The 12,903-nt window shown below is 68.9% G+C and carries 10 protein-coding genes and 1 pseudogene; 1 reads left to right on the top strand and 10 read right to left on the bottom strand.

What is annotated here, in order from left to right:
- Positions 1-2: 2 nt before the first annotated feature.
- From pqqB to ACFYXB_RS19975, 10 genes and pseudogenes are all read right to left on the bottom strand, one after another.
- Complete coding sequence (gene pqqB / locus ACFYXB_RS20020; RefSeq protein ID WP_389584009.1) at positions 3-893, bottom strand: pyrroloquinoline quinone biosynthesis protein PqqB; 891 nt, start codon at positions 891-893, stop codon at positions 3-5.
- 107 nt (positions 894-1,000) lie between these two features.
- Positions 1,001-1,096 (bottom strand): pyrroloquinoline quinone precursor peptide PqqA, encoded by a 96-nt coding sequence (gene pqqA / locus ACFYXB_RS20015; protein WP_389584006.1) that lies wholly within the window; start codon positions 1,094-1,096, stop codon positions 1,001-1,003.
- Positions 1,097-1,143: 47 nt separating this feature from the next.
- Positions 1,144-2,847, bottom strand: coding sequence for a PQQ-dependent dehydrogenase, methanol/ethanol family (locus ACFYXB_RS20010; RefSeq protein WP_389584004.1), 1,704 nt, complete (start codon positions 2,845-2,847; stop codon positions 1,144-1,146).
- A 23-nt stretch (positions 2,848-2,870) separates the two neighbouring features.
- On the bottom strand, positions 2,871-3,332 hold the full coding sequence (locus ACFYXB_RS20005) for an MSMEG_3727 family PQQ-associated protein (RefSeq protein WP_389584000.1): 462 nt from the start codon (positions 3,330-3,332) through the stop codon (positions 2,871-2,873).
- A 197-nt stretch (positions 3,333-3,529) separates the two neighbouring features.
- A complete protein-coding gene (katG, locus tag ACFYXB_RS20000) occupies positions 3,530-5,674 on the bottom strand; it encodes a catalase/peroxidase HPI (RefSeq protein ID WP_389584142.1) in 2,145 nt (714 codons plus the stop codon).
- Between the two features lie 137 nt (positions 5,675-5,811).
- The gene (locus ACFYXB_RS19995) at positions 5,812-7,206 is read right to left on the bottom strand and encodes a LytTR family transcriptional regulator DNA-binding domain-containing protein (RefSeq protein WP_389583997.1); all 1,395 of its coding nucleotides are present in this window, start codon (positions 7,204-7,206) and stop codon (positions 5,812-5,814) included.
- 531 nt (positions 7,207-7,737) lie between these two features.
- Positions 7,738-8,703, bottom strand: a complete 966-nt coding sequence (locus tag ACFYXB_RS19990) for a tetratricopeptide repeat protein (RefSeq protein WP_389583994.1) — start codon at positions 8,701-8,703, stop codon at positions 7,738-7,740.
- A gap of 671 nt (positions 8,704-9,374) precedes the next feature.
- Positions 9,375-10,997, bottom strand: a pseudogene (locus tag ACFYXB_RS19985) (IS200/IS605 family accessory protein TnpB-related protein); the annotation flags it as partial.
- Positions 10,998-11,096: 99 nt separating this feature from the next.
- Positions 11,097-11,507, bottom strand: a complete 411-nt coding sequence (locus tag ACFYXB_RS19980) for a helix-turn-helix domain-containing protein (RefSeq protein ID WP_389583991.1) — start codon at positions 11,505-11,507, stop codon at positions 11,097-11,099.
- 52 nt (positions 11,508-11,559) lie between these two features.
- Positions 11,560-11,787 carry a hypothetical protein gene (locus tag ACFYXB_RS19975; protein ID WP_389583989.1) on the bottom strand — a complete coding sequence of 76 codons (228 nt, stop codon included), beginning with the start codon at positions 11,785-11,787 and terminating at the stop codon, positions 11,560-11,562.
- Between the two features lie 200 nt (positions 11,788-11,987).
- Here ACFYXB_RS19975 and ACFYXB_RS19970 point away from each other — a divergent pair, with 200 nt between their 5' ends.
- Positions 11,988-12,839: a formate/nitrite transporter family protein gene (locus ACFYXB_RS19970; protein WP_389583987.1), complete on the top strand. Its 852-nt coding sequence runs from the start codon at positions 11,988-11,990 to the stop codon at positions 12,837-12,839.
- Positions 12,840-12,903: the final 64 nt, after the last annotated feature.

The following is a 12,903-nucleotide window of genomic DNA, read 5'->3' as shown; positions in this document are numbered from 1 at the left end:
CCCTACACCTGGACCTCGAGGCCGTCCATGGCCACCTCCATGCCGTTCTCGTCCAAGATGCGCCGCTCGGGCGCGTCCTCCAGGAGGATCGGGTTGGTGTTGTTCATGTGCACGAAGATCGTCCGCCCCACGCGCAGCGACGGGAGTTGCGCCAGGCTGCCGTCCGGGCCGTCGATGGGCAGGTGGCCCATCTCCCGGGACGTCCTGCCGGCCAGGCCGAGCCGTACGAGTTCGTCGTCGTGCCAGCAGGTCCCGTCGATGAGCAGGCATGCGCAGCCCTCGATCTCCATGCGCAGCGCCGGCGTCATCGATTGCACCCCTGGCAGGTACACCAGCGTGCCTCCGCTGCGCTCGTCGGTCAGCCGGTAGCCCACGACGCGGCCCTGGTCCACCCCGGCTGCGAACCGAGCGCGCTTGGTGGTGGGCACGTCGAACGCCCGGCAGGACAGTCCGTCCGCCAGGGCGAGGTCGGCGCCGGGGATCACTGCCTGCCACTCGACCGGGCAGTAGCGCTCGAGCGTGCTCAGGATCCCCGAGCCGTCGGCACCCAGAATCTTGCGCACCGCCGGCGTGGCGTACAGCCGCAGGGCGCGGGCCTCGCGCAACAGAAGCAGGCCCAGCGTGTGGTCCAGCTCGGCGTCGGTGAGCAGCACCGCCTCCAGCGGCGTCGTCCGGTCGTCGTACGGGTGCAGGCCGGGGAAGGCCTCGATCTGTGTGCGGACGTCGGGCGAGGCGTTGATGAGGAACCATCGGCGGCGGTCGGCGCTGACCGCGACCGACGACTGCGTGCGCGCGAGGCCGGCCCGCGAGCGGACCGCGGCGCACACCGGGCAGCCGCAGTTCCACTGCGGGGAGCCGCCCCCCGCCGCCGAGCCCAGCACTCGCAGCAACACGCCGACACTCCGTTCATCGACGATCCGGGTCCGTCGTCGGCCCGGCGGTCTGTGCCGCCCGAGCCGTCGGAGGGCGCCGGACCTGGTCCGGCGCCGCCCCACATCGACTAGTCCTCCAACCGATCGAGGTACATGGTCACCTCGGCCGCGACTGTGATCTCGACGAACTCGGGCGTCTCCCACACAGCCAGCTGAGACTCCATGGATTCACCTCCTCTCTGCCCGCATTACGGCAGGCTCCGGTCACGCGCTACGACGATTCCGGGAGGGCGAAGACGATCAGGGCGCTACCGTGCCCCGCGCCGAGCATGCCGGGCAGGAATCCCTCGGCCCATCCGCCCCAACCGACCGGCACGGCGATGTACTGCCTGCCGTCGACCATGTAGGTCGTCGGGCTGCTGTGATGGCCGCTTCCGCACTGGAACTGCCACAGCAGCTCCCCGGTGCGGGCGTCGAGCGCGTTGAACTCCCCGGAGGGTTCACCGGCGAACACCAGGTCACCGCCGGTGGCCAGCGTCGAGGCGCACATCGGGAGTTCGTTGCGCCAGCGCCACTTCTCCTCGCCGCCCGCATCGAAAGCGCTGATGGACCCCGCCATGTCCTCGATGTCCACCTGAACGCCCGCGCCCCAGTAAGGAATGCTCTCCTTGAACTCCCGGCGCCGCCGGGTGGCCGTCGCGCCGGTGTCCTGGACCGGGACGTAGAAGAGCCCGGTCTTCGGGCTGTAGGCCGCATGGGTCCATTCCTTGGCGCCGGCGGGACCTGGGTAGAAGTGGACCGGCTCTCCCTCCTTGTCCGGGTACACCTTGGCCGTCACCTGGCCGTCCCTCGTGATCGCTCCCCACGTGATGCGGTCCACGAAGGGGGTGATCCGGACCCTCGCGCCGCTCGTGCGATCAAGGACGAAGAAGTAGCCGTTCTTGTCGAAGTGCCCGAGCAGTTTGCGTCCGTCCTGCTCGAACAGGATGCACTCGGCGATGCTGTCGTAGTCCCACACGTCGTGCGGAGTGCACTGGTAGTGCCAGCGGATCTGACCGCTGTCCACGTCGACGGCGATGATGCTGTCGGTGAAGAGGTTGTCGCCCTCGCGGACGCCTCCGTCGAAGTCGGGTGCCGGGTTGCCGGTCCCGACGTACAGCAGGTTCGTCTCCGGGTCGAAGGTGCCGGTGACCCAGCAGTTCGCCCCACCCCGTGCCCAGGCCTCGCCTTCGGCGGGCCAGGTCTCCGAGCCGGGCTCCCCAGGCTTCGGCACCGTGTAGCAGCGCCACTGGTGCTCGCCGGTTTCGAGGTCGAAGGCGTCGAGGTGGCCGCGTACGCCGAACTCGCCGCCGGAACTCCCGACGATGAGCAGGTTCTTCACGACCAGCGGGGCGAGCGTGGCGCTCTCCCCGGCCCGGACGTCTCCGTAGGTCCTGTCCCAGACCCGCTTGCCGGTGGTGGCGTCGAGCGCGAGCACACGAGCATTCGGCGTGACGAAGAAGACCTTCCCCTGAGCCACGGCGACCCCACGGTTCACGTTCCCACAGCACAACGACACGTCGAAGGGGACCGCATGCTTGTACCGCCAGATCTCCACACCCGTCTTCGCGTCGAGGGCCCAGGCCCAACCGTCCCAGCCGGAAAGGAACATGACCCCGTCGACGACGATCGGTGCGGCCTCGAACGAGTAGGTCGACGAGCCCGCGATCAGACCGGTCGTGCCGGCCTGGAAGACCCATGCGGGGACGACGCGCTTGACGTTCTCCGTGTTGATCTGGTCCAGCGGGCTGTACCGCTGCCCGTTGTAGGCGCCGTAATAGGTGAGCCAGTTCTGGGGTTCCTCGCGGGCGTTGAGTATGCGCTCGTAGTTGACGCCGGCCACTACCGGCGGCGCGACGTCCCCGCCCGCGACCTTGCCGCTCAGGGCTCCCTGATCGACAGCGACACCCGCGTCCACGTAGTCGACGACGGTCATTTACTCCGCCTCCTTCTCTTCTGCTACGGCCGCGGCTGTTCGGGACGGTCGAGGCGAGCCTCCGGTGGAGCGTCTCCCAGGACGACGATGGCGCCGGTCAGCCCGCGGCCCTCGTCATTGCCCGTGGGCGAGCTGAACCAGTAGTAGCCCGGACCGTCGAGGTTGAGGTTCGCCCGTCCTCGTGAATGGTTCACCAACCAGATGAACTTCCGGTCGCCATTGCTCGGCAGGAGCGCGCAGTGCGTGTTCATGTCGTCATTGACGAGCTCGAGCTCGATATCGCCTCCATGGGGCATGACCAGAATGTCGGGATCCCAGGTCAGCTCATCCGGGTGGATGCGAATGGTGGCCTGCATGCTGCCATCCGATTTCTCGGTGGCCTGCCCAATTCTTCCGGTCCCCAGCACTTGACCCAGCGTTGCCTTGTTCTGTGCGGCCAACCCGATCTTGTCCAGCAGGTCGGATCGCTCCTGCGCGGTCGTCATCGGGACTTCACTCTCCTCAATTGACAAGGAAGGCGTTATGCCGGATGAATCACACCGAAAAGGGTGAGAAATTGGTGGTCAAGAAAAACGCTACGCCCGAGCGCCGGCTTCGAGTCGGCTCATGCCGTTCGTCCGCGACCAGCCGCCGTTCGTACCCGATGTGCCACCGCTAGGAGGGGCCGGGCTGCGACGGAGGATCAAGCGAGGTCGTACCGATCGAGGTTCATGACCTTGTCCCACGCGGCGACAAAGTCCTGCACGAACTTCTCCCGTGCGTCGTCGCTCGCGTAGACCTCCGCGACGGCACGCAGCTCGGAGTTCGAGCCGAAGACGAGGTCGACGCGGCTACCGGTCCACTTGACCTCGCCGGTGACGCGGTCGCGGCCCTCGAAGGTTTCCGCGGTCGCGGATGTCGGCTTCCATACCGTGCCCGCGTCGAGCAGATTCACGAAGAAGTCGTTGGTCAGCGACCCGGGCACCGGGGTGAAGACGCCCAGCGGCGACTGCTGGTGGTTGACGCCCAACACCCGCAACCCACCCACGAGGACGGTCATCTCGGGCGCGCTCAGGTTCAGCAGGTTCGCGCGGTCGACCAGCAGGTGCTCCGACGGCAGCCGGTTGCCCTTGCCGCGGTAGTTGCGGAACCCGTCGGCGGTCGGCTCGAGCGGGGCGAAGGACTCCGCATCGGTCCACTCCTGCGTGGCGTCCGTGCGTCCCGGGACGAAGGGGACCTGGACGTCGTGGCCGGCAGTCTCGGCGGCCTGCTCGACGGCGGCGGCTCCGCCGAGCACGATGAGGTCGGCCAGCGAGATCTTCTTGCCCCCGGTCTGGGAGCTGTTGAAGGACTCCTGGATCCCCTCCAGGGTGTGCAGCACCCGTGTCAGTGTGTCGGGCTCGTTGACCTCCCAGCCCCGCTGCGGCTCGAGGCGGATGCGCGCGCCGTTCGCCCCGCCACGCCTGTCGCTGACGCGGAACGTCGAGGCCGACGCCCACGCAGTCGAGACGAGCTGGGAGACCGACAGCCCACAGGAGAGGATCTGGTTCTTGAGCGCGGCGATGTCCGCCGCCCCGACGAGCTCGTGGTCCACAGCGGGGATCGGGTCCTGCCAGATCAGCGTCTCCCGGGGGACCAGCGGGCCGAGGTAGCGCTGGATCGGGCCCATGTCGAGGTGCGTCAGCTTGAACCACGCCCGGGCGAACGCGTCCGCGAACTGGTCCGGGTTCTCCAGGAAGCGCCGCGAGATCGGCTCGTAGACCGGGTCCGACCGCAGCGCGAGGTCCGTTGTCAGAATCGTCGGGGCGTGTGTCGTCGATGGGTCGTGGGCGTCCGGCACGGTACCCGCCCCGCCGCCGTCCCTCGGGATCCACTGCCACAGACCGGCAGGGCTCAGCTCCAGGTCCCACTCGTATCCGAACAGGGTCTCGAAGAAGCTGTTGTCCCATCTCGTCGGGCTGGGTGTCCACGTGCCCTCGAGCCCGCTGGAGATGGCGTCCCTGCCCTTTCCGGTGCCGTAGCTGCTCCTCCAGCCCAGGCCCTGCTCCTCGAGGGGAGCGCCCTCGGGATCGGGGCCGAGGTAGGCGTCCGGGGCGGCCGCGCCGTGGGTCTTGCCGAATGTGTGGCCGCCCCCGATCAGAGCGACGGTCTCCTCGTCGTTCATCCCCATGCGCCGGAACGTCTCGCGGATGTCCCGGGCCGCCGTGAGCGGGTCCGGGACGGTGTTCGGTCCCTCCGGGTTGACGTAGATGAGGCCCATCTGGACGGCGGCCAGAGGGTTCTCCAGCTCCCGGACGCCGCCGTGGCGTTCGTCGCCGAGCCACGCCCGCTCGGGACCCCAGTAGATGTCCTCGTCGGGCTCCCAGACGTCCACCCGGCCGCCGGCGAAGCCGAAGGTCGTGAAGCCCATCGTCTCCAGGGCGCGGTTGCCCGCGAAGATCATCAGGTCGGCCCAGGAGATCTTGCGGCCGTACTTCTTCTTCACCGGCCAGAGCAGCCGGCGCGCCTTGTCGAGGTTGCGATTGTCGGGCCAGCTGTTCAGCGGCGCGAAACGCTGCATGCCGGCTCCCGCGCCACCGCGGCCGTCGCCGACGCGGTACGTCCCGGCGCCATGCCACACCATCCGGATCACGAGCGGCCCGTAGTGGCCGAAGTCGGCCGGCCACCACTCCTGCGACGTCGTCAGCACCTCGTCGACGTCCCGCGCCAGGGCGTCGAGGTCGAGCGTCCGGAACTCCGCGGCATAGTCGAAGTCCTCGCCCATGGGGTCGGCCATGGCGGGGCGTTTCCGGAGAATCGCCAGGTTGAGCTGGTTCGGCCACCAGTCGCGGTTGCTCGCGCCCCCCATCGGGTGACTGCGGTACCCGGCCGAGACGGAGAGGCCGAGGCCGCCCGCGCTCCCGACGTTCGTCTCGCCGACAACGGCGTCGGGACTGTCAGACACGGGAACTTTTCCTTCCGGGAACAGATGTTGTGCAAAGAAACTCAGATGTCCAGCGCGCGACGCACGGCCGGCGCGTTCCGCCGGGAAACCGGCACCATCTCGTTCGTCCGGTCATCCATGACCAGAGACAGCTCGCCCCTGAGTCCGCGTTCGATCTCCCGTATGCGACTGAGGTTGACCACGTACCGGCGGTGCACCCGCAGGAAGCCGGCATCCGCGAGCTCACTGTCGAGCTTGTCCAGGCTCAGAGAGACAGCTCGCAATCGCCCCTGATCGGTGGAGAGCCACACGTCATTTCCCTGCGATTCAGCGAAGGAGACTTCCGGCAGCCGCAGCAGCACCATCCGGTTGTCGCGCGTCGCGACCAGTCGGCGCGGCGGCACCCGAGGGTGCGCGGACCCCTCCGCCTGGGGCAATTGTGCCCCGTCGGAGGCGCCGAACGAGATCAGGTTCCCGATCAGGTGTCCGGACGAGAAGACGGGGCGGATGCTGATCGATGTCGGCTCGTCGGCGAGGTGGGCGAAGATCTGCGTCGAGCCGACCCAGTCAGGGTTGTGGGCTGCCTGCCCGGTGGCGTACCGGGCGGCTGCGATCAATTCCGGCAGTCCGGGGTTCCATCGCAGCGTGGGGCAGACCGCCGGGGTGTTCGCTGGGACGCCCAGGAGCACGCTTGCCATGTCGTCGGCGATCACCACCTTGCCCGCGGTGTCCACCGCGGCGAGCGCCGTACTGGAACGTGCTCTGGCCTGGGTGTAGGCCGCGACCAACTCGGCGCCGCTGTCCCGGGCACGCCTCTTGAGCGGGGACTGGGTCATGGTGGCCGTGTTCGCCAGCCAGCTTTCCGTGGACGCGGGGAGCCGGCTGCGCCAGCAGCCGATGTTCAGGACCGCGAGCGGTTCCCTGGTCACCACATCACGCACCGCGATGCCCGCGCAGGCCCAGTCGTGAAACGCCTGGCACCAGTGCTCCGCGCCCCTGATCTGTACCGGGCCGTGCGCCTCGAGCGCCGTGCCCATGCCGTTCGTGCCGACCGCGCACTCGGACCAGCAGAACCAGGGTGCCAGATTGGAGTCGCCGGCTCTGGCCAGCGTGGCTTGATCACCCCACTCGGCCAGGATCCGGCCCGTGGCATCGGTGATGGTGACGACGCCACCGATGCTGCCCACTTCATGTGCCACGGAGGCGGCACGAAAACCCAGCTCAGCGAATACGACATCTTGCTCGGGCGTATGGTCGAGCTCCGCGACAGCTACCGGAGCCTCTGTGAGGTGGGGATCGACTCGGTATTGCTCTCGGCAGCGATGCCAGGAGATCGCCACCAGGGGCCGGACGCCCAGGGCGTGATCCTCGCCCTGCACGAACCGTTCCCATGCCGCGAGCACGGTGTCGCTGCCCAGGTTCGCCGAGATGGGCTCAAGCCGATGTACATCTCTCATGGTTCAGAACCGTCCTTGGTCCATCCCCAACGCCCGACGGCGTGCGCGGTCCGCGCCGGTCGCCGCTCGTCGTGGCCTGGCCTACGGCGGACTGGGTGCCGTCGCACGTCTTCCTGCTTCGTCACTCGCCCCAGGCTGTGTGACAGACCTGCACTTCCCACCCTAGGTTGGGGGTGCCGATAAATCATCCGCCCGGGTGGGTGCCGCCGGGGCGCACAGCAACACGACCGGCCATCATGTCCGGGTGATCGCCAACCGCGCGAGTACCGATTCGAACGCTCGCGCTCGAGAGCCCGTGCATCCCGCACGCCAGCTCCCACCTGGGCGGATGAGGTTTTCGGCAAGGCGAGGATCCTGGTGGTTAATTGGCGCAGCGTCACGGCGACGTTCGCGAAGGTGCCGCTGCTCGTCCGATTTGTCAGCGATGGGCGCGCAGTCGCGGCTGGTGACCTCCGACGTTCGGCCACTCTGTGTAATTAACCACCAGGATCGGCGAGGCGGGGGCGAGATGACCGGGAGCAAAACGGCCCTTCAGAACCGCGGCTTCCCGCCGACTTCGTCTGCTTCCTCGTCACGTCCCCGCGCGCGGAGGTTCTGCTCCAGGCGCGAGCGGGTGTGCTTGGCGCCCGAGTAGTCCTTGCCGGCCACGCGCTCGAAACGTGGCAGGAGGTCGGCGTTGATGGCGCGGGCCGCTTCATGGTCCCCGAGACTGTGCAGGACCTCGGCGACGCTCGCTTCCGCCCTCAGAGTCATCAGGGAGTCTTCCCCAGAGATCCGTTTGCGCCGCTGCAGAACGTCCCGATGCAGCGCGAGCGCCCTCTGATGTTCCCCGAGCCTCGACAGGGTGCCGGCGAGATTTGCGGTGGCCAGCATCGTCGTCTCGTGGTCCCTGCCGAGCAGCCGCTCGCAGCGCCGTACCGTGTCCTCGTTCAGCTGGAGGGCCGCGTGGTAGACCTCATCCACAGCGAGGCACGCGCCCATGTTGCACGCCGCGAGCAGCGTGGCGGGATCATCGTTGCCGAGTACCCTTGCGCGCAGCCGCACCACCTCTTCGAACAGCGGTCGGCACTCCTCCGTTTCCCCCAGTGCGAACAGGCATGCGGCGAGGCGTTCGGCGACGTCGATGGCGGCTGTGTGCGAGGCACCGAGCTGAGCTGCCCACTCGTTGTGTACGACCCTCGCCAGCAGTGCGCCGAGTTTCCCCTCCTCGGCTTCGTAGAGGTATCTGAGGACATCGATCAGTAGTGATCGAAAGGACGGGAGCTCGCTGCTGGGGACGCCCGTCTCACGCAGGTAGCCGAGGAGCGTCAGTACATCCGCCGTGACCAACCGGTAGGAGCTCCAGCTGAGCGGATCCCTGGGTTCGAGGGCCGGGAGAGCCGCGAGGCGGTCGCGTGCGGCGCGGCACACCGCTTGCAGGTCAGCGGAGTCCGTGCGGAACAGGTACAGGATCTCCGCATGCGCCTGCTGTACCGCCGAGGCAACGGGCTGCGTCATGACACCTGCCTGCCGTGCGCGGGGCCGATGACAGCGAGTTCCGCCAGCCGGACGCCATCCACGACCTCGGGTGCGGCGTCGTCGGCGGAGGTGCAGGCGAGCCCACGGGCGACGGCCGAGGCGAGGATGCCGGCCACGTCGGCGTCCAGAGCCGCGATCAAGACGTCCGGCCCGTTCTTCAGCAGCGACATGGCGAATCCCCAGTCCGTCGAGGCGACCTCGTAGAACTTGCGCAGCGCGACGTTCGGCTCGCGCTCCAGCAGGACGGGGAACAGGCGGGCGACGACGTCCCGGGGAATCCAGTGCTCGCCCGGCCAGCCGAATGTGCAGTGTTCGGCCTGGTTCAGGAGGGCGACGGGATTCACCAGGTCGCCGAGGAGCGGGGATGCCACCAGGGAGGCCAGAGTGTCCGCTCCGAGTGCGGAGCCGTCGCCCGCCTTCGCGATGACCAGCGCGCCCAGCTCGCGCAGTTCGCGCCGGTGTTCCGGTCTGGCTTCCGCGGCGAAGACGAGCAGTTCAGCGGCAGCGGGCAGCGGACCCTCGTCCAGCATGCCCCGCACCCGTCGTTCGAACGAGGGGCTGAGCGGCCTGCCCGGCTCAGGCGTCAACAGGTCGACGGCGGCGGCGTAGATGGGGTTCTCGATGCGTACGTGCTGTACCCGGGAGCGATAATCAGTGAGCAGGAGTGAGTCCTGGACCCACATCCTGGTACTGCGCGCATCCCGAACGGTTGTGGATGTGCTGGTCGCCCGCGTTCTTTCGGGTGTCCCTGTCCGGGCGCGTGCATCGGGTGCACGGTCCGTGACGGGGTGGCGGGTTTCCTCACGCCTGCGGGTGCCCGGTCGGGCCTGGACGGTCCGATGCCCCGCACGATCGCTCTGGTCGTGCGGGGGCGGTGCCGTCCGTCGCCGGACCGGGTGCCCGAGGGCGCGTCGCCCGATCGCGATGCAGGCTGCATCGTGCCGGGAAACCTTGCGAGTCTGGCTGGTCAGTGGCTGCTGCCAGTGCCGGGCGCCCCACCGGGAGGTGTACGCCGGATCGACCGCGACGACCGCGATGTCCTGCTCGGCGGCCATCGCCGTCAGCCGGGCGGTGGGGAAGCGGGAGATGAGCCGGCGGAAACGCTTGTTGCGGCCGTACGTCTCGCGGGACGTGCCGTCGGTGAAGTCGAGGTCCTCGATGGCGATCGCCGCCGCGCCGGTGACACGGGTGTAATGCAGCAGCCGGGTCAGGGCGTGCCGGATCTGCGCATCCCGGTGCGCGGTGGTGCCGGACAGGTCGTAGAAGAACCGCCGCGGCTCGCCCACCGGGTTGCCGTGCACATCCAACTGCCAGGCGGCGAGGTGGTCGTCGTTCATGTCGACCGCGACCACACCCCGGGCCAGGGCCGCCTCCGGCGGCAGCACGGGGGCGGGGGTGCGCTGCCAGGACGCGGTCACGTACCAGCGGCCGCGTACCGGGTCGTGGTGGATGCGGTAGGCCACCGCCCGGTTCGCGGTGATCCGGTCGCACCATTCCCCGCCCCGGTGCGCGAAGCGGACGCTCGCATCGAGCCGGTAGCGGCCGTGCGGGGCGTTGGCCAGATGGGCGAGGGCGGCCGGGAGCCTGACCGAGAGCTGTCCGGTGCCGGTGATGCGGATGGTCTCGTTCCCGAAGCGTTTGCCGGACTCCCCGTCCGCCGACAGGAACATCCGCGCCGCCTCCCACCGCCGGCGCCAGCCGTGCGCGTCCAGCCCGGCCTGGTCGAGGTGGTGGCGCAGGCGGGCGAGCTGTTTGCCGCCGCGCACCACGTGCACCCGGCCCACCGCCCAGTCCGCCTCCAGCCGCACCAGCCGGTCCCGCAGAGCGTGCAGGCGGCGGGACTTGGCATGCCACTGCGCCCGCGACCCATACCCCCGCGGCAACCCCGCCCGCTTGTCCGCCTTCGCGCCCAGCGGACGCGCCAGCCGCGCCTCGATCCGCGTGATCTGCCCGCGCAGCCAGGCCAGCTCCGCCGCCTGACCACGCCGGGCCAGCGCCCACTGATCATGCGTGGCCTTCGTGACACTGCCCGCCCACCGCAACGACGACGAGCCGGTCAGCTCCCGCTTGCGCACCGCCCACGACCCGGCATCATGCCCCAGCCCCTGCCCGCACCTCCGTGCGAGGTCACCGGCGGCCAGCCCACCCACAAACGCCCCGACCTCACGCAGCACCGCCGCGTCCGTGTCCGACACCCGCAACCGGGCGCTGACCGCCACCCCCGCCGGGCCGGGCACCACGAACGGATCCGCCAACTCCCGCAGCACGCCCACAGCACCCGCCCCCGATCCCCGCCCCGGCCATCCGCCACCACCCACAACGAACCGACCACGAGAAAGGTCACGCATTCGGCACACAAACTCCCGTTCGCCCTACGCGGATCCCCGCCCGCACAGAGGACCCCAACAGTGACACTCTCCCCGGTGCGTCCGCCGGAAGCCGTACGCCGCATCGGCTCTTCCAACGCACCGAGGCGGTCCGCGTAAGCGGCGAACGGGTCGCGGCGGCACACACCATCCGGCCGGCGCCGTGACGGGCCGCGGACGTCCGACGTTCGCCAGACGTTCCAGGGCGTCTTGCTCCGCTTCATCCAGGCCGAGACCGTCGGCAAGCGCCGTCACCGTGCGGCGCTGCGGCCCCAGACTGTGGCCGCGCTCGAGTCCGCCGATCGTTCGCGCGCTGACCCCTGAGGCGTCCGCCAACCCGTCCAGCGTCATCTGCGCCCGTTGGCGCAACCGTCGCAGCTCCGCGGCAAACGTGCTCTCCGGTTGTTCTTCGCCCATAGCCATCCTCGTCCTTCCTGGTGGAGGGCGAGTTGCCGGGGAACGTCGGCAGCTATCCGCCCGAGTGGATGCCGAACAGGTCGGACAAGCGTCGCCGACCACCAGGGCCGGCACCCAGGCCGCGACCAGGCTCCGCGAACTCGCGGAAGCCGGCATCCGCGAGGTCCTCGCCACCCTCAGGGAAGCGGACGGCGACCAGGAGTTCCGCGTCACGACCGCAGTACCCGTAGGCGACGGTCGAGTCCCCGGCCCGTCCGGAATCGTCCACCGGGAATTTCATACCGCCATTTTGCTCAAAATTGGAATTTCCATTAAATGCAATGTCGGCCGGGGCCGGTGACCGAATCCCGAATCGCCGACTCCATGATGTGTGACTTTGAACTCCTTTTCTTCCGGAGCATTCCGTTCGGCCTAGGATCAAAAAAACTCAGCAGGGCCATACAACGAACATCCGGTACATGAGCGCAATGAGGTGACGCAATGCCCATCGCCGTTTCTCAGGCTCTCGCCGAGCAGGGACAGGCGGCCGCCGACAAGGTCGACAGCCTCCGCAGGCCGGGCCGCTATCTGGTCAGCTCGCTGCTGGCCGGTGCGTTCATCGGGGTTGCGGCAGTACTGCTGCTCACGGTCGCCGGACCACTGCTGGCCGCCTCGTCGCCGTACACGAAGCTCGTCGAGGGGCTGGTGTTCGGCGTGGCGCTGACCCTGGTGATCTTCGCCGGCGCGGAACTGACGACGGGCAACATGATGACCACGGTGCAGGGAGTCATCGCCCGGCGCTGCACCGTCGCCAACGCGGTGGCGCTGATCGTCGGTTCGTTCGTGGGCAATCTCTTCGGGTCCGTCGTGTTCGCCTGGCTGGTGCACAGCAGCGGTGTCATCACCTCCGGTGCCACCCTCGGGCATCCTGCCCCGGCGCTCGCCCTGCTGGCGAGTCTGATCAAGGCGAAGTCGGCGGAGTCGGGCGCGGCGCTGTTCTTCCGCGGGGTGCTGTGCAACTTCCTTGTCTGCCTGGGCGTGTGGATGGCGGCGCGGACCAGGTCCGACGGCGCCAAGCTGATGCTGATCTTCTGGTGCCTGCTGGCGTTCGTCGGCTCGGGCTTCGAGCACGTCGTGGCCAACATGACCTACTACGCGCTCGGCATGTTGGAGCACGTACCGGGTGCCACCGCGGCCGAATTCGCCCGCAACCTCGGGCTGGTGGGGCTGGGCAACCTCGTCGGCGGAGGTCTGCTCGTCGGGGCGGCCTACGGCTTCGTGGGCCGCGGTACGTCGAAGCAGCTCGCCGCCGAGCCCACCGAAATCGAGAAGCCGGCGACGGTTTCCGCGTGAACGGCGGAATTCGGGACGGTCGGCCATCGGCCACCGGCCGATAAAGCACCCGCACGCCTGCGAA

Source organism: Streptomyces sp. NPDC002619 (assembly GCF_042889305.1).
In the GTDB taxonomy this organism is placed as follows: domain Bacteria; phylum Actinomycetota; class Actinomycetes; order Streptomycetales; family Streptomycetaceae; genus Streptomyces.
Note: the sequence above shows the minus strand (reverse complement) of the source record. Positions and strands in the feature narration are given on the sequence as shown.